The following is a 22,255-nucleotide window of genomic DNA, read 5'->3' on the forward strand; positions in this document are numbered from 1 at the left end:
TCAAAAAAATGCGTTTTTTTTCACAAAATAGACTGTCCAAACACCCTTTGGGAGAAAAAGGATTTTTCAGTCTGTTTCTGTTTTACTTGCAAAAGAAAAAGGACATTGATCCCAAAGTCCTTTGAAGCTATTATGTACCCTTTATTAGCATTCCTAATGAAGCCTTTTTTATACAAACTCTTTTTCTCTATCGATGGAGTCGCCTCCATCGATAGACTGTTGTAACTCCATGTTTCTGAACTTTCCTTTCTATTAAAAAAATCTTCAGGACAATTTTGGATAAATCACTATCCCATCGTGTTTCTCTCTAATGATGACAAAGCTTGCCCCGTTCTTTCTTACTGTACAATTTCCCCTTCAAGCTCTTCCTTTTTATACTTCATTTTTGTTGCTTCCCCACCGCGTAGATGTCTAATAGATTTATGATAATCAAGGATCTCCTTCACTTCATTTGCTAAATCTGGGTTAATTTCAGGAAGTCTTTCTGTTAAATCTTTATGGACTGTACTTTTGGATACGCCAAACTCTTTCGCTATTACGCGAACCGTTTTTCTCGTCTCCACGATATACTTTCCAATCTTGATAGTTCTCTCTTTGATGTAATCGTGCACACCACTCGCCCTCCCTAAATTGGATGTGAGAAGTGTGAAATGAGACTCGCTCTTCGCTTCATCGAAATTCTTCATCCCGCACGTTTCCTTTCCTGCAAAATACTTTTCTTCATGCGGCAGAAAGTCAAAGGCTTTCTGTTCTTATAATGATTAAACATGTCCTCAACTACATATCCATTTTCTTTTAAACGACCCCTCACTCCAAACTTCCTCTTTGTAAGGTTTGTAACATTTTATTAGCTTGGGTAAGACTTTATGCAGAAAAATATGAATAGGGACAAGGTTTGTCTAAATTTTTTTATTATTCCTTTGATTTTCAACGAGTTTTATAGCTATTTTTTCTATTATGTAAGCTAATTGGAATGAAGTTAACGAAGTTGTAGGAAAAATCTCTTGGTGGAAAGTAAGCTTTTAAGGAGAAATTTCACAGTGAAAATCCTCAGGGATGGAAGTTTTCTTAATAAAGATTATTCAATAAAGTTGGAACATTGATTTTTGTTGGAGTCGTAGGCATATATCGGAAATTAATGATTAATAGAGGGTAAATTATTTCCCGAGAAATTTGTCATTTTCTGTTTCTGAGGGTTTATTTTTTTATGAGCCATTTACTAATAGATAAATTACACTATTACTTATAACCTATTTTCATTTATTTAGTTTTCATTACTACTAAAGGGAATGCGATTTTATTTCAAAATTTTCTTTTTCTAAAAATTGCTGCTCGTCTTCCTTCGACATTTCCCAGGCTTACAATGCCTTTTTTCGAGGAAAAAATAAAGGTTGCTATCAAGTAGCTATTACTTCGCATAAACTTTATTTCATGCTTTGTATTAGCTATTAATAGCAACCTTTTATTATCTGTAACAGCTAGGAATATACCCAGTCTGCTTTCTATTAAGCGTTTGGATCAGTTGATGTAGAACCTTCTGCATCTTCATCCTGATTAGAGTTTGAACCATTTTCTAATGAGTTATCTGTTGGCATTTCTTCTTCAGAAGTGCTTGATTCTTCTACTTCTGATCCAGCCTCTGACGTAGCACCAGAAGTATCATCACTTTGTAGAGCACTTAATGGCTTGCCAAAATAATCAATTGGGTTCACAGCTACATTATCTTTTCTTACTTCAAAGTGAACATGAACACTTGCATCTTGATTCAACTTACTTTTACCAGCAGTAGCTAATGGCTGACCTTTTTTAACTTCATCGCCTACTTCTACTTGAAAATCCTTCACAGATTGATAATATGTTTTAATTCCATTTTCATGGTCAATTTCAATCGTATTTCCTAATAGAGAATCTTCTGCTACTTTCGTAACAGTACCACTAAGGGCAGCTACCACTTCAAATTCACTATCGTCTTCGCGTTTTAAATCGATACCTGTATTTGGTTGATATTGATTATTATAAAACACTAATGATTCGGCCTGTTTTTCTTTACTAGCCGTATTGTCGTAAAATTCCTTTTGTGTAATAAACGAATCTTCCTCTATTACTGGCCATGCAAAATTTTCAAATTCTTTTGCTACTGGTTCTGCAGGTTCATCTGTTTGTTTCGTTGGCATATCAGCGTTATCATATTTATACTTATCTGTTTCTGATGCGCTATTTTGATACCAAAGGACACCTGTTAGAATAATAGCTGCACTTGCGATATAAATGGCTGGAAATGCCCAACGCTTTTTGAAAAAGCTTTTTACTTTTGACTTTGGAGAAGTACGTTTGTTTTCTTCCTCTCTCATTTTATCATCACCTCAGCAATCATTCTGAACAGATAATGATAAATATATACCTACCTGCTAAAAAATTTTTTTAGACTTATTTTTCGACAAAGTTCTTTTTTCTATACATGGAAAAGGAAATTTTTTATTGATGGCTAAAAAGCAAGTCTCGGAATAGAGACTTGCTTGGGTTTGGCTGATATATTTTTGTTTTGGCTGATTTCCACGCTGCTTTGGCTGATATATTCTTATTTTGGCTGATTTCCGCGCTGCTTTGGCTGATATATTCTTGTTTTGGCTGATTTCTGCGCTGCTTTGGCTGATATATTCTTGTTTTGGCTGATTTCTGCGCTGTTTTGGCTGATATATTCTTATTTTGGCTGATTTCCACGCTGCTTTGGCTGATATTTTCTTATTTTGGCTGATTTCTGCGTTGCTTTGGCTGATATTTTCTTATTTTGGCTGATTTCCACGCTGCTTTGGCTGATATTTTCTTATTTTGGCTGATTTCCGCGCTGCTTTGGCTGATATATTCTTATTTTGGCTGATTTCCGCGCTGCTTTGGCTGATATTTTCTTATTTTGGCTGATTTCCACGCTGCTTTGGCTGATATATTCTTATTTTGGCTGTTTTCCAAGTTGCTTTGGCTGATATTTTCTTATTTTGGCTGATTTCCACGTTGCTTTGGCTGATATATTCTTATTTTGGCCGATTTCCACGTTGCTTTGGCTGATATATTCTTATTTTGGCTGATTTCCACGTTGCTTTGGCTGATATATTCTTGTTTTGGCTGATTTCTGCGCTGCTTTGGCTGATATTTTCTTGTTTTGGCTGATTTCCACGCTGCTTTGGCTGATATTTTCTTATTTTGGCTGATTTCCGCGCTGCTTTGGCTGATATTTTCTTATTTTGGCCGATTTCTGCGCTGCTTTGGCTGATATATTCTTGTTTTGGCTGATTTCCACGCTGCTTTGGCTGATATATTCTTATTTTGGCTGATTTCCACGCTGCTTTGGCTGATATATTCTTATTTTGGCTGATTTCCGCGCTGCTTTGGCTGATATTTTCTTATTTTGGCTGATTTCCTTATTTCTGAGCTGTATATTTCGCTAGCATATCATCTGATGCTGTTACTTCTACGCCTTTGTAATAGTATTTTACGATTTCTTCATAGTTTTTTCCGTTGGCTGCCATTCCGTTTGCACCATATTGGCTCATTCCTACTCCATGGCCGTAACCCTTTGTGGCAATATAAACGGTATTTCCCTTACGTTCCATTGTAAAATCAGTTGATTTTAGATTTAACTTCTCCCGAATATCTATTCCTGATATCTCTTTTCCGTTTATTTTTGCACTTGCAATTCGCTTTCCTTTTGTGTATTTAACATCTTCTAATACTTCACTGCCAGATGCTAGCGTAACACCTAAACTTTTTTCGAAATCCTTAACGGGCATTGTAACTTCTCCTTTAAACTTGGGTGAATTGACATCCCATGGACTTTCAACACTTTGTAAATAGGAGATAGAATTAGCCCAAACATCATCTGAGTTTTCCGTATATCCGTTGCTTGTGGAGAAGAATGTGGCATCAATAGGTGTACCCTCATACGTTAAAATTTGCCCCTTTGTAGCCGCTACAGCTTCTTCAATCTTCGTTATATTCTTTTGCCAGTCATAACCGGCATTCTCCCAAATTTTCTTTAGCTCGTCGCGATTGTTATATACTTGATAGTTAATGGTATCGCCTACTAAAGCGCCATCGGGTAAATCTGTTTTTTCTTGACTCGTCATTCTTTTTACAATATATGTTCTTGCTGTTAAGGCTTGTGCTTTTAATGCTTCCAATTCAAATTTTGCTGGCATCTCTGAGGCAACAACCCCAACTACATAGTCTTCTAAGTCTAATTTCTCTACTTCCTGCTTATTTTCCCGATAGACTGCCACTTCAATAGCAGGCTCTGACACTTCGGCAGATTCCGTATTAATCTTTGCCTCTTCCTTTTTATCCTGAATAGAGGGCAGAACAAGGATTGTGGGAACAAGTAAAGTGATGGCAAACAGAATAGCTCCTAGTACGATGAAAGGTTTGATTTTAATCATGAATTAAAGCCTCCATAAGATAGAAATAAGATCTTCAAAATTGTCTCTAAAACATTCTTATGGAGGTGGACAAGCTTTTATTCCTTATTTTTCTGTTGAAATATACAGGTTTTAACAAAAAAAATGGTTCTAAATATCTCGTTTGTGCATACTATTTTAGCAATCCTGTTATTTAAACACCACATGTTATTTCCTCTATTATATAACATCTAAACGTATTCATGTTTTCAACAGTAATGACATATTTTTTAAAAATAATTTTTCATTATATGTATAATTTTGCCCATAAAAAAACAAACTTTATTTATCTGTACATAATCGATAAATAAAGTTTGCCCTTTGTATTATGCATTTAAATCCGCAACATAACTTGCAGTTAATGTTAATTCGCTTTCTTCCGTAATTCTTTCGATATCAGCGCCTAAAGCAGCTAGTTTTTCATGGAAATTTACATAACCACGATCTAAGTGCTTTAGCTCTGTAACACGCGTAATACCATCTGCTACAAGTCCAGATAAAATCAAAGCAGCAGCAGCGCGTAAATCAGTAGCAGCTACTTCTGCACCTTGCAGATTGGTTGGTCCGTTCATTACAACAGAGCGGCCTTCAATTTTCACGTCGCCATTCATACGTCTAAATTCTTCTACATGCATAAAGCGGTTTTCAAAAACAGTTTCTGTAATCATACTTGTGCCTTTTGCACGAAGAAGTAATGCCATCATTTGAGATTGCATATCTGTTGGGAAACCTGGATGAGGCATTGTTTTAATGTCTACAGCTTTTAAATTTTCTGCACTAATTACACGAATTCCATCTTCCTCTTCTTTAAAGACAACACCCATTTCTTCCATCTTGGCAATTAAGGAAGATAAATGTTCTGGAACAGCACCTTGTACTAGTACATTTCCATTCGTAATAGCGGCAGCAATTAAGAAAGTGCCAGCTTCAATTCTGTCTGGAATAATAACATGTTCTGTACCATGCAGAACATCAACACCTTCGATTCGAATTGTTCCTGTACCTGCACCTCTTACTTTTGCTCCCATTTTATTTAGGAAGTTAGCTAAGTCCACTATTTCTGGTTCTTTTGCTACGTTTTCGATAACAGTTGTACCTACTGCTAATGAAGCAGCCATCATAATATTTTCTGTAGCACCTACACTTGGGAAATCAAGATAGATTTTTGCTCCTTTTAAGCGTCCATCTACAGATGCTTCGATAAATCCATTACCAACCTGAACCTTTGCTCCCATTGCTTCGAAACCTTTTAGATGCTGATCAATTGGTCTTGAACCAATTGCACAGCCTCCAGGTAATGCTACTCTTGCATGACCATTTCTTGCTAACAAAGATCCCATTACTAAAACAGATGCTCGCATTTTTCTAACATATTCAAATGGTGCTTCCACACTTAATTCTTTCGATGCGTCAACAGTTACTTCTCCATTTTCAAAATGTACGTCTGCATTCAAATATCGTAATACTTCATTAATCGTATATACATCTGAAAGAGTCGGAACTGATTTAATTATACTTTTACCATCACTTGCTAATAATGTAGCGGCGATCACAGGCAAAACGGCATTTTTTGCGCCTTCTACTTTAACCGTACCATTTAACCTTTTTCCGCCGCGGACGATGATTTTATCCAAAGTCTATTCCCCTCCGCGTCCAATATCTCTATATTAATATTCAATCGTTATGATGGGTGTGCCAACTACAAAGGTAGTTTTTCCTCCCATATCTTGTGTTCTCAATCCTATTTGTACGTTCATTTCCTTTTCACTATTATCAATTCGTTCTTCAAATAAGGGCGTATAAGCGGAGGTGGATATAAAATCATCCTCTTCCAACGCCTCTACTTTTTTTGCTTGAAATGCATTTAGCAAATGGTTAACTTTATAAGGCAAAGTCTCATTCATCTTATCACTGAATTCGCCTTTAATACAAGAGAAAATTGTTGGTTTCCCACGAAATATGTCAGAAATTTTTTTGTTAATTTCCATATCTAACCTTTTCATTTCTGTATCCTCTAACTTCTTCCCTCTCACCTCATACATAATATATGTTTGAACGGCGTCAGTGGTTAAAGAAGTCGTTAAGATTATACTTTCTTCCATTTTGCTACTGGATTGTAACACCATCTTTGCTTGCCAGCTTTGGTGGTTTTTCGTTTCTACCCAGTCACTATTTGGGAAAACTTTGCTTAATTTTGACTGATATGCTTTTGCATCTTTTATGCTTGTAACATTTTCCAGCCTTTCTCTTGCATGCAGAGACCATTCATTTATTGTTACGTTTTCTTGTTTTTGTAAAATTTCATTTATTGTTATTAAATCAGATTTCGTTCTCGCGATAGTGATGTTATTCCCAAATGTAAGACAAGCCAAACCAATCAAAAAGGTTATTATTATTAACGTTTTATTTATCTTCATTGTTATTCCTCCCCCATACTACCATTGTTTCCAAGGAGAAGAATTGCATACTAATGATTAATCGTCACTTTTTGACATGAATAAAACGTTGATCAAGGAACAAACTATTTAAGCACACAAATTGAATTTTACTGAAAAAAAGTAGCAATGAAAACATGTATGAAGACCTATCTTTGTAATTAATTATTTCTTGTTTTGGTAATTACTTCAATATTAATGGTAATTGTTGTGACCAAATTAAGTAGTCGAGTAAAAAATTACTGACAATTGATCCCATTATTACTGCTAGCAATACATACAGTACTCTTGCTTGAAAAACTCGGTTCTTTCGAAGGAATTTCTCAAAATTTAGGGACTGTAATGCCCACCACGAAAGAGCAATAAAAACGATATGTATTAAAATACTCAGTAATGCTTGTTGTCCAAAAGCTTCTACCATTTTTTCCTCCTATCTAGCCTTCTGTTTCAACTCTTATTTGACGTATTGACCTATCAAAAAGTTTCACTTTAATTTATTATTTTTTCATTCTATAAAATGAATATTAATAACCCCTATCAAAAAATGATAAGAGGAATTTTAAAAGCAAGAACAATTCCGGATATTATCTACACTTCGCATACCGTCGCCTATGCTTAAGTCTCCTTTGGTTCCAAAGACTAACCCCCGCGGCGTTAATCTCTCACTGCTGGTTATAGGACCAATGCGGGGGAGGTTTAACACAACCAATCTAACCGCCTTGACTTTCTGCAGATTGAGCAAGTGGTTACTGCATGTTAAGAGTGAAGTTATCCTTCATACTTTTTTTAAAAAATTTCATCACACTAAAAAAGCCCCCATAGGGACTTTTTTAGTATTTTTTCTCAACAATGGATATACGATTCATTGCACGTTGAAGAGCAAGTTCTGCACGTCTAAAGTCTACATGCTCCGACTTCTGGGCATGTAACCTTTGTTCCGCACGCTCCTTAGCACGTAAGGCACGATCATAATCAATTTCTTCCGCTAATTCAGCAGATTGAGCAAGTACTGTCACCTGATCTGGGCGAACTTCTAAAATTCCACCATTCACCGATAGATATTCAGAATCTGAACCTTTTTTCAAATGAACAGCTCCTATTTTAAGTGGGGCAACCATCGGAATATGGCCTGCTAAAATGCCAAGCTCTCCACTTTCTGCTTTTGCGATCACCATATCTACATCTGATTCATGCACCGGGCCATCAGGAGTTACTACATTGACTTTAATCGTCTTCATTACTACCCCTCCTGATTAGTTTATACTTCTACACCCATAGATTTCGCTTTTTCTATAGCTTCCTCAATACGTCCAACTAAACGGAACGCATCTTCTGGAAGGTGATCATATTTGCCATCAAGAATATCTTTAAATCCTTTTACGGTTTCTTTTACAGGTACATAAGATCCTTTTTGACCTGTAAATTGCTCAGCAACGTGGAAGTTTTGAGATAGGAAGAATTGGATTCTTCTTGCACGATGAACGATTAATTTATCTTCATCATTTAACTCGTCCATACCTAGGATACTGATGATATCTTGAAGTTCTCTATAACGTTGTAATGTAGATTGCACGTTTCTTGCTACCTGATAATGCTCTTCCCCTACGATTTCTGGTGAAAGGGCACGAGAAGTAGAAGCAAGTGGATCTACTGCTGGATAAATACCCATCTCTGTTAATTTACGCTCAAGGTTTGTTGTTGCATCCAAGTGAGCAAATGTTGTAGCTGGCGCTGGATCTGTATAGTCATCCGCCGGTACATAGATTGCTTGGATAGATGTTACAGAACCTACATTCGTTGATGTGATACGTTCTTGTAGTCTACCCATTTCCGTTGCTAATGTCGGCTGGTAACCAACCGCTGATGGCATACGGCCAAGTAATGCAGAAACCTCAGAACCAGCTTGCGTAAAGCGGAAAATATTGTCAATGAAGAAAAGAACGTCTTGTCCTTGTTCATCACGGAAATATTCAGCCATTGTTAATCCTGTTAAGGCAACACGCATACGAGCACCTGGTGGCTCATTCATTTGTCCGAATACCATTGCTGTTTTCTTAATAACGCCAGAATCCGTCATTTCATGGTAAAGGTCATTTCCTTCACGTGTACGTTCCCCAACACCCGCGAATACAGAAATACCACCATGCTCTTGAGCGATGTTATTAATTAATTCCTGAATTAAAACCGTTTTACCTACACCGGCTCCACCGAATAGACCAATTTTACCACCTTTAATATATGGAGCTAATAAGTCTACTACTTTAATACCAGTTTCTAAAATTTCCACTTGTGTTGATAATTGTTCGAACTTAGGAGCTTCTCTGTGAATAGAATCACGTCTAGCACTTGCTGGGATTTCTGGATCTAAATCTATTGTTTCTCCTAATACATTAAATACACGACCTAAAGTCACATCTCCGACAGGTACAGAAATAGATTTTCCATTATCTATTACCTCTGCGCCTCTTGTAACGCCATCTGTAGAAGACATCGCAATAGCTCGAATTGTGTTATCACCTAAGTGAAGGGCCACTTCAAGTGTTAATTCTACGTTAGAAGTGCTATTTGGACCTTGAACAACTCGTAATGCGTTGTTAATGTCAGGCAGACTTCCTCCATCGAACTTCACGTCAACAACTGGTCCCATAACTTGAAGAACTCGTCCTGTGCTCATTTATTTCCCTCCTAAACTTTCTTAAAGCAGGCTCTGCTAAAACTTTAAAGTCTAGCAGAACTTATTTATCTCATTATTCTAAGGCTGCAGCTCCACCAACGATTTCCGTAATTTCTTGTGTAATAGCTGCTTGTCTTGCACGGTTATATTGTAAACTTAGATTACCTATTAATTCTTTCGCATTATCAGTAGAATTTTTCATCGCTGTCATACGTGCAGAATGCTCACTTGCTTTACTATCTAGTAAAGCACCGTATAGTAGACTCTCTGCATATTGTGGTAATAGAACATCGAGAATTTCTTCTGCTGATGGTTCGAACTCATAAGATGTTAATGTAGTATTCGTAGCATCCATTTCTGTTAACGGAAGAACCTTCTTCTCTACTACATCCTGTTGAATAGCACTTACATAATGACTGTAATAAACATAAAGTTCATCGAAAGTACCATCATCAAACATGCCTACAGCTTTGCTTGTTACATCTTTAATATCTAGGAAATCTGGTAAATCTGGTATACCAACAACATCCAAAATGACATTATGTCCTTGTTTTAATAGGAAGTCTCTCCCTATTCTTCCAATAACAATAATGGCATACTCATCTTTAGATTGATGCCGCTCATTTATCGTTTGATTCAATTTTCTAAGTACGTTACTGTTGTAGGCTCCCGCCAATCCACGTTCTGAAGTAATAACAAGATAACATGTTTTTTTCACAGGACGTGATTGAAGCATTGGATGGCTAACGCCTGAGCTTCCCAGTGCGACAGAATGTGTCACTTCTTCCATTTTAGACATATACGGAATAAATGCTTTAACATTAATAACCGCTCTGTTCATTTTAGCCGAATACACCATTTGCATGGCTTTTGTAATCTGACTAGTCTTTTTTGTTGAGTCAATACGAGCTTTTATATCACGTAAAGATGCCAAAGATTCTCACCACCAATCTTTAAGTTTGCCTTCTTATTCAGAAGCTACAAACGTTTTTTTGAAATCATTAATTGCTGCTTTCATCTCATCATCAGATGGAAGATCTTTTGTCGTAACAATATGTTCCACCACATTTGTATGATTGTGATCTAGCCAATTTAAGAATTCTTCTTCGAAACGTCTAATATCCACAACAGGAATATCATCTAAATGACCACGTGTTAGTGCATATAGAATCGCAACTTGTTTTTCAACTTTTAACGGTCTATTAAGATCTTGTTTCAATACCTCTACTGTACGAGCACCACGATTTAATTTATCTTGTGTCGCTTTATCTAAATCAGAACCAAATTGAGCAAATGATTCAAGCTCACGGAATGATGCAAGGTCAAGACGTAATGTTCCCGCAACCTTTTTCATTGCCTTGATTTGCGCAGAACCACCAACACGAGAAACGGATAAACCGGCATTTATTGCTGGACGCACCCCAGAGAAGAATAGATCAGATTGTAAGAAAATTTGTCCATCTGTAATCGAAATTACATTTGTTGGAATATAAGCAGAAACGTCTCCAGCTTGCGTTTCAATAAATGGAAGAGCAGTAATAGATCCTCCACCTTTTGCATCACTTAATTTTGCAGCACGCTCAAGTAGACGAGAATGCAAGTAGAAAACATCCCCTGGATAAGCTTCACGACCTGGAGGACGACGTAGTAATAGAGACAATTCGCGATAAGCAGATGCTTGTTTTGTTAAATCATCATATACGATTAAAACGTGTTTGCCTTCATACATAAACTCTTCACCCATTGCTACACCTGCATATGGAGCTAAGTATAGTAGTGGCGCTGGTTGAGAAGCAGATGCTGTTACAACGATTGTGTATTCTAATGCACCATTTTTACGAAGTGTTTCAACAGCGTTACGTACGGTAGATTCTTTTTGTCCGATTGCTACATAGATACATACCATATCTTGGTCCGCTTGGTTAAGAATTGTGTCGATCGCAACAGATGTTTTACCTGTTTGACGGTCACCGATAATTAATTCACGTTGACCACGACCGATTGGCACTAGTGCGTCAATTGCTTTAATCCCTGTTTGAAGTGGCTCACTTACGGATTTACGATCCATAACGCCAGGTGCTAAAAATTCGATTGGACGTGTTTTTGTTGTATTAATTGCACCAAGTCCATCTACTGGTTGACCTAGAGGGTTTACTACGCGTCCGATTAGCGCATCCCCTACTGGAACTTCCATGATTCTTCCAGTACGACGAACTTCATCGCCTTCACGAATATCTGTGTAAGGACCAAGAATAATGATACCTACATTACTTTCTTCTAGGTTTTGTGCTAAGCCCATTACCCCATTAGAAAATTCAACAAGTTCTCCAGCCATACAGTTATCTAGGCCATGTACACGAGCAATACCATCACCAATATTAATTACTGTACCAACTTCGCTTACTTGAACTTCCGATTGGTAACTTTCAATTTGCTTTTTTATAAGAGCACTGATTTCTTCCGCTTTGATGCTCATGCGTTTCACCCCTATCTAAAGAATTACTATCCTAATAATTGTCGTTGTAGACGGTTTAGCTTCCCTTGAAGACTACCATCATATATTTGATTACCGATTCTTACCTTAATTCCACCTAATAGGTTAGAATCAATGATATTTTCAATATTTAGCGATATTTTCCCAACTTTTGCAGCGAATGTAGCTGAAATAGCTCTTTTCTCATCGTCTGTTAACGGTTTGATTGAATATACTTTTGCATCTGCAATCCCTTTTGCTTCATTAACTAGTGCTATAAATTGATCACATATACTAGTAATCATCTCTTCCCGATGGCGATCAATCAATAGCATTAAAAGGTTTTGAATATACTCGCTTGCAGAAGCAAATGCTACTTTCACCATTTCTTTTTTCTTTTCTAATGAAATATTAGGAGATTGGAGAAATGTATGAATTTCAGGTGAAGAGGTTACTAGTGTTCTCACTACTCGCACTTCTTCATCCAACTGATCGATCTGTCCGTTTTCTTTGGCGATTTGGAAAAGGGCTAAAGCATAACGCTTTGCAACACCTGTATCCATCATCGTTTCTCGCCTACCTCTTGAATGTAATCATGAATTAACTTTTCTTGGTCTTGCTCATTTAATTCTTTTTCGATCACTTTAGAAGCGATTAAAACAGAAAGAGAAGAAACCTGATCGCGAATCGTAGCAACAGCTTTTTCTTTTTGCTGTTCGATTTCTACTAGAGCAGAATTTTTAATACGGTCTGCATCTTTTCTAGCATCGTCAATGATCGTTTCTCGTTGAGCGTCAGCCTGCTGTTTTGCTCTATCAATTAACTCTTGTGCGTCATTACGTGCTTCTTTCAATAACGCTCTTTGTTCTTCTAATAGCTTTGCAGCTTCATGTCTACTTTTCTCTGCATTATCTATTTCATTTGCAACAAATTCCTCACGATCCTTCATCATTTTCATTAAAGGACCCCATGCGAATTTTTTAATTGCCCACAACAATAATAAGAATGATACTAATTGAACGATTACATCACCGCCCGCGAAATTCATTGCGGCACCTATTACTAATCCATTTGTGAACACGCTTGATTCACTCCTTTCAGGTAATGTTTTTATAACATACAGGAAACCTTTATTCGCTTATGGAAAAAAGGTGAATATGCTTATTTATAAAATAATAGGAACAATTTTTAGCTATTAACATACTCATTTGAGCGTACTTTTTTTGTGAATTGTTGGTTTTAAATAAAGGAATGGCGAAGGTTCTTATCGAATGATCTTCGCCATAACTAAGGAATAATTATTATTCTTATTCTATTAAAGAACCATAAATGCGATAACAACCGCCATGATAGGAATCGCCTCTACGAATGCAACCCCGATGAACATTGTTGATTGAAGCATACCTCTTGCTTCTGGTTGACGAGCAATCCCTTCTACTGTACGAGAAACGATTAAACCGTTACCTAAACCTGCACCTAGTGCTGCTAAACCAATTGCTATTGCTGCTGCTAATGAACCCATTATTAAAATCCTCCCTAAATTGTAATTATTATAAAGTTTGTCCAATTTCTGAACTGGGTATATATATTAATGGTCTTGACTTACTTTATGAGCCATGTAAACCATTGTTAATAAGGTGAAAATAAATGCTTGGATACTACCAATAAAAATGGAGAATCCTTGCCATACCATTGTTAATGGGAAGGCTGCGATTGTACCTAAAACATTTGTTTTTGCTAAACCATTTACTAGTAAGTTTAGTAGAACCTCACCCGCAAAAATGTTTCCGTATAAACGAAGACCAAGTGTGAGCGTATTAGAAAATTCCTCCACTACTTTTAATGGTAATAAAAACCCTACCGGTTGAACATACTCCTTAAAGTATCCTTTTGTACCACGCATTTTGACACCGTAGTAATGAGTTAAACCGACTACCATGATTGCTAATGTGAGGGTTACCGCAGGATCGGCAGTTGGTGATTTCCACCAAAGCTGATGGTCTACTGTAATAGCAAAAGGTAAACCTAACATATTGGAAATAAAGATGTACATAAGAAGAGTGATTCCTAATACGTGGAATCTTCCGCCATCTTTCCAATCCATGTTATTTTTAATAATATTACGGACAAAGTCCATAATCCACTCCATCAAATTTTGTCGGCCAGTTGGCTTCATTTGAAGATTTCGAGTGAGAAAAAACGCAATTAAGAAAACTATTAAACTTGATACAACAATCATTAAAACATTGGAATAGTTAAAATATAGTCCAAAGTGTTTATAAATTGGTGCTTCATGATGCAATATTACTCACCTCTTTTCTCACCATTCTTATGTAAAATAAAATAACGCACTAAATAATCTGCCATAATGACAATATAAGCTGTCATCAATCCAATTACAACACTTATTAAGTGAACTTTTTGTGGATATTCTACGGCAATTAAGCAAACTATTACTGCTGTAGCCATTCGGGAAATCGTTCCTAAACCATAAACTTTCCCTTCATCTTCAATGGCTTTATCAAATACCTTTGCTCTTCTAACCAGTAAGGTGAGATTGAATACACTGGCACTTGTCCCAACGAATAAACCAAGAAAAACAGATTGATAGGGGGTGAGCGCCCAAGCAAATGCACAAAATGATAAAAAGAAATAAAGGTATTTTTTGACCCTCATATATATCTCAAATAATTGTTCCAATTCTCTATCCTCCTTTATTTTCAGGGCAACACTCTAAACCCGCGAAAAATAAAGCGAAGCAGAGAAAAAGCACATTCCTTTTGTATCATTTTCGGGCATTTTGCGTTCCTATTTACCCTCCAGTTTTGAAGATAAATATAACATTCTTTTCGTCCGCCCCTTAACACTATTAACACTATATCTGTGTTAAAATCTTGATACTCCGCGGGTGAAAACCTATTCATACCCCTTGTAAGCATACAATAGGGTATTGTCAATGTCAATGCATTTAAATACAAAAAAAAAATTCATTGCTCACCATTTAACAATCTCTTTCTTATAGCTTATTTTATTTTTAATATTTTTTCAAGCATGTCCTCTTTCCCGGCTTTCTTCGCAAAAATTTTCATTCGATAGGTACCCGCTTTGTCCATATTCGTTATATTAAATTCACCTTTTAATCTACCTCTCTTTACTTCTTTTTTCCAATCTAAAAACCGCACAAATTGCAAAGTATCATTCCTAAAAAGAGCGATTCCAAATTCTTCTGCCCCAGTCGGTAAATAAGTCTCATATTCATAGCTGTCATCTCCAGATTTTTTTAGAAAATCAAAACCCATAATTCGTGGATAATCCGGCTCTTCCAATACATATAAATATGGCAACTCAATTAAATGTCTACCAGCTCTTACCTTAATTATACCATCTTGCAGTTTATCAGTGAAAAGGTTATCATCAATATTCATTATAATTGGGACATTTTTCTTTTGCCCTGGTTTCAATGTAAACGGCATAGGCAATCTCCAACTAACCCCTCGCTTTCCTTTTGGAAAATCAAAGGATACTTTCTCCATCGTTTTACCGACATTTTTTATCGTAATATATGCTTTATATTGGTTTTCTTCTTTTACTAATTTATATTTACCAAAGCGAATGCTTCCTGGCATAACTAGAATATTTGCATCTATCGCTTTATCCACTTGAATTCGGCCAGCTCCCTGTTCATACACTTTATATGTCACATTTTGTCTATTTTTGACTGGTTTTGCCGTATTCATTAAAGCTGCTTTCACTTCATCTGGACCCCAGTCTGGATGAGCTTCTAACAATAAAGCACATGCTCCAGCAACAAAAGGAGCCGCCATACTAGTTCCTTGCAACGCCATATATCCTTCAGGTACTGTGCTATTTATCACAACCCCAGGCGCAAGAACATCTGGTTTGATATCCCATGTACTAGTAACAGGTCCTCTCGAGCTAAACTCTGCTAGTATATCTTTTTCCCACTTTTTTTCTATTGTTAAATATATTTTTTTCTTTTGAACAGACTCCTTTATAAATTCTCCCTCTTCCCTTGTAATTCCTGCTACTGGTATCGGCACTTCCTTTTCTAACATCCCTTGAAATGCCCCTGCCACATTGTTGAATATTAATACGCCAACAGCTCCAGCTTCATAGGCATTCTGAACTTTTTCCGTAAACGTCAGTTCCCCTCTTTCTATTAACACGAGTTTCCCTTTTACATTTGTTAATTGATCCATCTTGCCTAACCCACCATTCACTAATGGAATGGATCCCATTTCCGCCCATTCCTTACTATTCTCCATATTTGTTAGGGCTATTTTTTTTTCATTTATTGTAAAAAAAGGAGTATTTATGTTTGGCGTAGTAGCTCCAACGGAAATAGCCTTAGTGGCTGTTCCAGGAGAGCCCACTGTCCATTCTGCGGGACCAGCGTTTCCTGCCGCCGCAACTGCAATTATCCCCTTCTTCACCACTTCGTTTAGAGCAAGACTAATTGGCAAATCAGGACCATTCACGTCACTACCTAATGACAAGTTAATGATATCCATCTTATCTCGGACAGCCCTATCAATCGCTGCTAAAATTTGCTCCGTTGTTCCAGCCCCACCAGGACCTAGTGCTCTATACGCATAAACAGTAGCATTCGGAGCAACTCCTTTCATTTTTCCATCGGCTGCAATAATTCCCGCAACATGGGTACCATGAAAAGTGTCCTTATTTCCTAACCCGTTCGTTTCCATCGGGTCCTTGTCCTTATCAACAAAATCATAGCCACCCTTATAATTCTTTTGCAAATCAGGATGTCGATAATCTATTCCAGTATCTATTACCCCTACTTTGATTCCTTTCCCGCTTAAATGTTCAAGGGATTTCCCTAAGTAATTTCTTATTTCATCTGCTCCGATAATTTCAACCGGATTTTCCGCTTCTGTCATATAGGTTTGAACTTTTGAAACTTGACTCACTCGTTCACTTCGTTCTATTTTTTCTAGTTCACGCACTGGTCCTTCTACAGAAAAACCACTAAACACTTCCTTAAAAATATATCTTTTTTCTAAATGAGGAAAGTCCTTTAAAAGTTGGTCAATTTCCTGTTCGGTATAATTCGTTTTTGTATGTACTATAACGGTTTGAATCTCATTTGGATCTTGTGCGGGAAGCTTTGGAATGTTTAAGGATACTGCCATGGCCGAATGAGGTACTAACAATAGAAGTAAGAGGAATATTCTAAGCATTTTTTTTAGCATACCAATCGCCCCCTGCAAATCATTATGCTTTTTATTTTGACCGCAAGTTGTTATTTTATGTATTTGACATTAGAGATTGGAATTATTCAAGTGTGACTTTTATCACACATACAAATGTGAATATTTTATGTTTATTGATCACTTTTTCATAAACAAAAGAAACCACTATATCTTTGCCATTTATCTATATTAATTTTTAGACGATAGATTAAAAAATGCTCATGGCTATTTGCCCTGAGCATTTTATTGTGTAAAAACTATTATTTCGTACCAAACAATCTGTCTCCTGCATCTCCAAGACCTGGCACAATATAACCTTTTTCATTTAATTTTTCATCAAGTGCTGCAATATAGATATCTACATCTGGATGTGCTTCTTTTAATGCTTCTACCCCTTCAGGAGCTGCGATTAAGCACATAAATTTAATGTTTTTTCCGCCTCTGTTTTTTAAAGAGTGAATCGCTTCAATTGCAGAACCACCAGTAGCAAGCATTGGATCGACTACAATAAAGTCTCTTTCTTCTACATCTGAAGGTAACTTCACATAATATTCTACCGGTTTTAAGGTTTTAGGATCACGATATAATCCAATATGTCCGACTTTTGCGGCAGGGATTAGTTTAAGAACCCCGTCAACCATCCCGATACCAGCACGCAAGATAGGAACGATACCTAGTTTTTTACCTGAAAGCACGTTTGATTTTGTCTTAGCAACTGGTGTTTCAATTTCAATTTCTTCTAATGGCATATCACGCGTAATCTCAAAAGCCATTAATGTTGCTACTTCGTCTACTAACTCTCTAAATTCTTTAGTACCTGTTTGCGTTTCTCTGATGTATGTAAGTTTATGCTGAATTAATGGGTGATCAAATACATATACTTTTGCCACAAAATTCACTCCGTTCCTTCATTAATAGTATAAATATCCTCATTTTTCGACAGGATACTTCGTTAACACACTTCTATTTATTCTACAGAAAAAGTATTAACGAATCAACTGAAATCCATTTCTAAATTTGAAAATTCTATGATAGTTTTTCCGAAAAACGACAAAAAACCGGACTTATAAAGTAAAACTTCCATTAGTGGACGGTTTTACTTCCTCGCCTACTGATGGTTAGTTGAACCAATCGAACCTTTACGGACAGTGTTGATCTCCCACCTATCTTCCTCGTATACTTGTAATCTTGAGGTGGGAGTCTTACTGTCCGTTAAGAGTGGAATTAAAAAGAGGACAATCATAATTAGCTCTGCGCCTTTGATTGTCCTCTTCGCATTATAATTGTTTGTACAATTCGAATTTACTAGTTAATGCCGTTACCCTTTTAGCAGCTTCCGCTAACTTCTCAGCATCTTCATGGTTTTTAAGTGTAAAACCGATAATAGATGCTATTTCATCCATATCTTCTACACTGAAGCCACGGGATGTTACTGCTGCTGTTCCAATGCGGATTCCACTTGTAACAAACGGACTTGCTGGATCGTATGGAATAGTATTTTTATTTACAGTGATTCCCACTTCATCTAATACATGTTCTGCTACTTTTCCAGATAAACCTAATGATTGAAGGTCAACTAATAATAAATGATTATCAGTTCCATTTGATACTAAGTTTAATCCTTCTTTTTGAAGACCGCTTGCTAATCTCTTTGCATTTGCAATAATATTTCCAGCATAGTCTTTGAAATCTGCTTGAAGCACTTCTCCAAATGCCACTGCTTTTGCCGCAATTACATGCATTAACGGGCCACCTTGAATTCCAGGGAAGATTGATTTATCAATTTTCTTGGCAAATTCCTCTTTACAAAGAATCATTCCACCACGAGGTCCACGCAATGTTTTATGTGTTGTTGTTGTGACAAAGTCAGCATAAGGAACTGGATTTTGATGTAGACCTGCAGCAACTAATCCTGCAATATGAGCCATATCCACCATTAAATATGCTCCAACTTCATCGGCAATCTCACGGAACTTAGCGAAATCGATTTCACGTGGATAAGCACTTGCTCCAGCCACGATTAATTTTGGTTTATGGGCCACTGCTTTTTCTCGCACATCTTCGTAATTAATATAATGTGTTTCTTTATCTACACCATACTCTACGAAATTATATTGAACACCACTAAAGTTAACAGGGCTTCCGTGTGTTAAATGACCACCGTGAGACAAATTCATTCCTAACACTGTATCGCCATGCTCTAAAATAGTAAAATAAACTGCCATGTTTGCTTGTGCACCTGAGTGAGGCTGTACATTCACGTGTTCAGCACCGAAGATTTCTTTTGCACGATCGCGAGCAATATCTTCCACAATATCTACATATTCACATCCGCCGTAATAACGTTTAGCAGGATAGCCCTCGGCATATTTATTTGTCAATACAGATCCTTGCGCTTCCATTACCGCTTCACTAACAAAGTTTTCTGACGCAATCAATTCAATCTTCGCTCTTTGTCGACCTAATTCTTGCTGTATTGCTTTAAAAACAAGTTCATCTTGCTCTGCTAAATGCTTCATATGTATATCCTCCCGACTATTCTCTCTTTTCCACCGTAAATCTGCCTCTATTCTATCATGTATATATTTTAAAAGGAAAGGGGTAATTCACGAATTATTAAGTGATCCATATGTTATTCGTTCGGTTTTTTAAAGTTTTTTCAGCCACTTTTCGTTATTTCATTTAAAAATATACGAAAATATTTATTTTGCTACTATTTCAATAAAATGAACCTGCGTTAAAATTATATTTTTTTATTGTGGTTGGATGGTTTTTCTGGGAGAGAATTATTATTTAACGATAGTACCAGAGAAATTGTGAGGGAGGGGAGAGGATTTTCGGCTTTCATCCCTTTGATGAACACCATTTTCCCTCTCTCTCTTCTCATTTCTGGCTTTCATCCCCTTCCTTCATCAACAATCATTCACTAGGATATCCTCAAATCCAATGACAGCACAAAAACAAAAAACCAATGAGATTCCTAAAGAGTATTAAGGAATTTCATTGGCTTTCAATTAACAAGAAAGATTTTCTTTTGTTTTTTCGTAAACAGCTCTTGGTCCGCCAATTAATTTAGGGCGGGATTTCGCTAGTGTGACATGGGCATTTCCCAATTGCTTCAGCGTTGTTCTAATTGGTACAGCAACATGCTTCAAGTGCATTCCAATAAAGGTATCACCAATATCTATTCCACCATCCGCCTGAATAAACTCTACAACAACCGGATCTTCCATCTTTCCGAAAGCAAATGTGGCCATTGCTCCGCCCGCATGACGCACAGGAACAACAGATACTTCCTGTAAGTTTCTTGCAAGTAGCTCTTTTCTTTCTACTACTAATGCACGATTTAAATGTTCACAGCACTGAAAAGCAAGGGAAACTCCTGATTGCTGTTGATATTTTTGACATTCTTCGAAAATTAACGAAGCGACATCGACGGTTCCCGCAGTCCCAATTTTTTGTCCAATCACTTCACTTGTACTGCAGCCAATCACAAACAGTTGCTGCTCTTTAAGTTGTGCCTGTTCTTGATATTCGGTTAGAATCGTTTGTAACTGCTCCTTTAGCTTAAGTGTTTCCTCGTTCATATAAAACACCCCTCTTCAAGTTACCTACATTTCTTTTACTATAACCATCATTGCACAAAGATATTGCAAGTACAAGCAAACTATTCTTTAATTTGGAAGCGACAAATTGTCTGTTGTAACTCTTCTGCATGCGCTTGTAATTCTAAAGCCAAACTATCCACCTTCCGAATAAGCGCGGTTTGATTTTCAGCAATATTAGTTACCTGCTGTGCCCCCGCTGCTGTTTCTTCTGCAATTGCAGCTACTTCTTGGGATTGCTGTGTTGTTTCATAAATCTGTTGTTTTTGCTTATGAATCAATTCCGTAATATCAGCCGTTGCATAAGCCATCTTAGTTGTTGTTTCATTCATCTCGTTGAAAATTAAATTTGTTTTCTCCCCAGTTTTCGCTTTTTCTTGGGCATTCTCTACTTGCTTTGTAATTTGCACGACGACATTTTTAACTTCGGTTTGCATATTGCGAATTATCTCGGCAATTCCTTCTACCGCTTTTCCACTTTCATCTGCCAACCTTCTTACTTCTTCGGCAACTACACTAAAGCCGGCACCATGTTCTCCTGCTCGAGCTGCTTCGATGGAAGCATTTAACGCCAATAAATTTGTTTGTGACGCAATTTCTCCAACAAGCTTTAAGACTTCTTCGATTTCCTTTGAATGAACTTCTAAATTCTGCACAGACTTTAGGGAATTCGTATTCTCCACTGCCAAGTCTTTCATACCATCTACTAATGAATGAACAACTTTATTTGTCTGCACCAATTTTTCTGTCATTTGCTCTGAAATCATTTTTGACATATTCGCTTTTTCTTCTACTGTAAGAGCGATATTCATTGACTCTTCCACAGATTCCGCAGAAGCTTGTACACTTTGTGCAGAAACCTCCGCTCCCCCAGCAATTTCTCCTACTGAGCTAGAAATAGCTAAGGTCTGCTCTAATGCATTATCTGATTCACTAGAAATCATTTTTACTGTTTTATTTGTCTTGTTAAAATTATTTTCAATACTTTGAACCATTTCCCGTAAATTATAAAGCATATGATTAAAAGCTAGACCTAAGGACTTTATTTCATCATCAGATTTCGATACTTCCACATCTTGACTAATATCTCCATGTGCAGCTTTTAATGCGCTTTGTTCCAGTCGCTTTAACGGCTTAATAATAAGACCTACCGCTAAAAAAGCTAAAAACCCAGACCAAAATACCCCTAATAATAAGGTGACAATATTAAAAATTACGGAATTAATAGCCAGTTTACTTTCAATAGCTGGATAAACGATATACATACAAAAAGCACTTGTTGAATAGGTAATAATCGCTAGAATTGTAATAAATAACGCTAATTTTTTTCTTAAGCTAAACTTGTAATGCACCTTTGTTCCCACTTTTTATCCCCCTTGTAAATAAAAG

21 protein-coding genes are annotated in these 22,255 nt (G+C 36.8%); all 21 read right to left on the minus strand.

What is annotated here, in order from left to right:
• Positions 1 to 338: 338 nt before the first annotated feature.
• The gene (spoIIID, locus tag NKG37_RS04200; RefSeq protein WP_169189380.1) at positions 339 to 611 is read right to left on the minus strand and encodes a sporulation transcriptional regulator SpoIIID; all 273 of its coding nucleotides are present in this window, start codon (positions 609 to 611) and stop codon (positions 339 to 341) included.
• An 894-nt stretch (positions 612 to 1,505) separates the two neighbouring features.
• A complete protein-coding gene (locus NKG37_RS04205) occupies positions 1,506 to 2,351 on the minus strand; it encodes a stage II sporulation protein SpoIIQ (protein ID WP_101729846.1) in 846 nt (281 codons plus the stop codon).
• A 124-nt stretch (positions 2,352 to 2,475) separates the two neighbouring features.
• Positions 2,476 to 2,721: a hypothetical protein gene (locus NKG37_RS04210; RefSeq protein ID WP_254415860.1), complete on the minus strand. Its 246-nt coding sequence runs from the start codon at positions 2,719 to 2,721 to the stop codon at positions 2,476 to 2,478.
• 695 nt (positions 2,722 to 3,416) lie between these two features.
• Positions 3,417 to 4,430 carry a stage II sporulation protein D gene (spoIID, locus tag NKG37_RS04215; RefSeq protein WP_212117928.1) on the minus strand — a complete coding sequence of 338 codons (1,014 nt, stop codon included), beginning with the start codon at positions 4,428 to 4,430 and terminating at the stop codon, positions 3,417 to 3,419.
• Between the two features lie 344 nt (positions 4,431 to 4,774).
• Complete coding sequence (gene murA, locus NKG37_RS04220; RefSeq protein ID WP_016204800.1) at positions 4,775 to 6,082, minus strand: UDP-N-acetylglucosamine 1-carboxyvinyltransferase; 1,308 nt, start codon at positions 6,080 to 6,082, stop codon at positions 4,775 to 4,777.
• A gap of 33 nt (positions 6,083 to 6,115) precedes the next feature.
• Positions 6,116 to 6,865, minus strand: a complete 750-nt coding sequence (locus tag NKG37_RS04225) for a YwmB family TATA-box binding protein (RefSeq protein WP_016204799.1) — start codon at positions 6,863 to 6,865, stop codon at positions 6,116 to 6,118.
• 202 nt (positions 6,866 to 7,067) lie between these two features.
• On the minus strand, positions 7,068 to 7,304 hold the full coding sequence (locus NKG37_RS04230) for a DUF1146 family protein (protein ID WP_016204798.1): 237 nt from the start codon (positions 7,302 to 7,304) through the stop codon (positions 7,068 to 7,070).
• Positions 7,305 to 7,713: 409 nt separating this feature from the next.
• The gene (locus NKG37_RS04235) at positions 7,714 to 8,121 is read right to left on the minus strand and encodes a F0F1 ATP synthase subunit epsilon (RefSeq protein WP_016204797.1); all 408 of its coding nucleotides are present in this window, start codon (positions 8,119 to 8,121) and stop codon (positions 7,714 to 7,716) included.
• A gap of 20 nt (positions 8,122 to 8,141) precedes the next feature.
• The gene (gene atpD / locus NKG37_RS04240; RefSeq protein ID WP_016204796.1) at positions 8,142 to 9,557 is read right to left on the minus strand and encodes a F0F1 ATP synthase subunit beta; all 1,416 of its coding nucleotides are present in this window, start codon (positions 9,555 to 9,557) and stop codon (positions 8,142 to 8,144) included.
• Between the two features lie 73 nt (positions 9,558 to 9,630).
• Positions 9,631 to 10,491: an ATP synthase F1 subunit gamma gene (gene atpG / locus NKG37_RS04245; RefSeq protein ID WP_016204795.1), complete on the minus strand. Its 861-nt coding sequence runs from the start codon at positions 10,489 to 10,491 to the stop codon at positions 9,631 to 9,633.
• A 33-nt stretch (positions 10,492 to 10,524) separates the two neighbouring features.
• Positions 10,525 to 12,033 (minus strand): F0F1 ATP synthase subunit alpha, encoded by a 1,509-nt coding sequence (gene atpA, locus NKG37_RS04250; RefSeq protein WP_016204794.1) that lies wholly within the window; start codon positions 12,031 to 12,033, stop codon positions 10,525 to 10,527.
• Between the two features lie 26 nt (positions 12,034 to 12,059).
• Complete coding sequence (locus tag NKG37_RS04255; protein ID WP_016204793.1) at positions 12,060 to 12,596, minus strand: F0F1 ATP synthase subunit delta; 537 nt, start codon at positions 12,594 to 12,596, stop codon at positions 12,060 to 12,062.
• Positions 12,593 to 13,111, minus strand: a complete 519-nt coding sequence (locus NKG37_RS04260) for a F0F1 ATP synthase subunit B (protein ID WP_224427359.1) — start codon at positions 13,109 to 13,111, stop codon at positions 12,593 to 12,595. Before NKG37_RS04260 ends, NKG37_RS04255 begins: the two co-directional genes overlap by 4 nt.
• A gap of 234 nt (positions 13,112 to 13,345) precedes the next feature.
• Positions 13,346 to 13,552, minus strand: a complete 207-nt coding sequence (atpE, locus tag NKG37_RS04265; protein WP_016204791.1) for a F0F1 ATP synthase subunit C — start codon at positions 13,550 to 13,552, stop codon at positions 13,346 to 13,348.
• Between the two features lie 66 nt (positions 13,553 to 13,618).
• A complete protein-coding gene (atpB, locus tag NKG37_RS04270) occupies positions 13,619 to 14,332 on the minus strand; it encodes a F0F1 ATP synthase subunit A (protein ID WP_016204790.1) in 714 nt (237 codons plus the stop codon).
• Positions 14,333 to 14,334: 2 nt separating this feature from the next.
• Positions 14,335 to 14,730, minus strand: a complete 396-nt coding sequence (locus NKG37_RS04275; RefSeq protein WP_016204789.1) for an ATP synthase subunit I — start codon at positions 14,728 to 14,730, stop codon at positions 14,335 to 14,337.
• A 323-nt stretch (positions 14,731 to 15,053) separates the two neighbouring features.
• Positions 15,054 to 17,261 (minus strand): S8 family serine peptidase, encoded by a 2,208-nt coding sequence (locus NKG37_RS04280; protein ID WP_235678878.1) that lies wholly within the window; start codon positions 17,259 to 17,261, stop codon positions 15,054 to 15,056.
• Between the two features lie 260 nt (positions 17,262 to 17,521).
• On the minus strand, positions 17,522 to 18,151 hold the full coding sequence (upp, locus tag NKG37_RS04285; RefSeq protein WP_016204787.1) for a uracil phosphoribosyltransferase: 630 nt from the start codon (positions 18,149 to 18,151) through the stop codon (positions 17,522 to 17,524).
• 387 nt (positions 18,152 to 18,538) lie between these two features.
• Entirely contained in the window at positions 18,539 to 19,780 is a 1,242-nt protein-coding gene (gene glyA, locus NKG37_RS04290; RefSeq protein ID WP_101729852.1) for a serine hydroxymethyltransferase, read from the minus strand.
• A gap of 495 nt (positions 19,781 to 20,275) precedes the next feature.
• A complete protein-coding gene (locus NKG37_RS04295; protein ID WP_016204784.1) occupies positions 20,276 to 20,848 on the minus strand; it encodes a TIGR01440 family protein in 573 nt (190 codons plus the stop codon).
• An 80-nt stretch (positions 20,849 to 20,928) separates the two neighbouring features.
• Positions 20,929 to 22,230 (minus strand): methyl-accepting chemotaxis protein, encoded by a 1,302-nt coding sequence (locus tag NKG37_RS04300; protein WP_254415861.1) that lies wholly within the window; start codon positions 22,228 to 22,230, stop codon positions 20,929 to 20,931.
• Positions 22,231 to 22,255 lie beyond the last annotated feature (25 nt).

This window comes from Niallia sp. RD1, assembly GCF_024219955.1.
GTDB lineage: Bacteria > Bacillota > Bacilli > Bacillales > Cytobacillaceae > Niallia > Niallia alba.

What these genes read in the sequence shown, in the direction of transcription:
- atpA (WP_016204794.1), bottom strand. Translation starts at nt 12,033, where the DNA reads ATGAGCATCAAAGCGGAAGAAATCAGTGCTCTTATAAAAAAGCAAATT.
- NKG37_RS04255 (WP_016204793.1), bottom strand. Translation starts at nt 12,596, where the DNA reads ATGATGGATACAGGTGTTGCAAAGCGTTATGCTTTAGCCCTTTTCCAA.
- glyA (WP_101729852.1), bottom strand. Translation starts at nt 19,780, where the DNA reads ATGAAGCATTTAGCAGAGCAAGATGAACTTGTTTTTAAAGCAATACAG.
- atpD (WP_016204796.1), bottom strand. Translation starts at nt 9,557, where the DNA reads ATGAGCACAGGACGAGTTCTTCAAGTTATGGGACCAGTTGTTGACGTG.
- NKG37_RS04230 (WP_016204798.1), bottom strand. Translation starts at nt 7,304, where the DNA reads ATGGTAGAAGCTTTTGGACAACAAGCATTACTGAGTATTTTAATACAT.
- atpE (WP_016204791.1), bottom strand. Translation starts at nt 13,552, where the DNA reads ATGGGTTCATTAGCAGCAGCAATAGCAATTGGTTTAGCAGCACTAGGT.
- NKG37_RS04225 (WP_016204799.1), bottom strand. Translation starts at nt 6,865, where the DNA reads ATGAAGATAAATAAAACGTTAATAATAATAACCTTTTTGATTGGTTTG.
- NKG37_RS04295 (WP_016204784.1), bottom strand. Translation starts at nt 20,848, where the DNA reads ATGAACGAGGAAACACTTAAGCTAAAGGAGCAGTTACAAACGATTCTA.
- NKG37_RS04280 (WP_235678878.1), bottom strand. Translation starts at nt 17,261, where the DNA reads ATGCTAAAAAAAATGCTTAGAATATTCCTCTTACTTCTATTGTTAGTA.
- NKG37_RS04205 (WP_101729846.1), bottom strand. Translation starts at nt 2,351, where the DNA reads ATGAGAGAGGAAGAAAACAAACGTACTTCTCCAAAGTCAAAAGTAAAA.
- spoIID (WP_212117928.1), bottom strand. Translation starts at nt 4,430, where the DNA reads ATGATTAAAATCAAACCTTTCATCGTACTAGGAGCTATTCTGTTTGCC.
- NKG37_RS04235 (WP_016204797.1), bottom strand. Translation starts at nt 8,121, where the DNA reads ATGAAGACGATTAAAGTCAATGTAGTAACTCCTGATGGCCCGGTGCAT.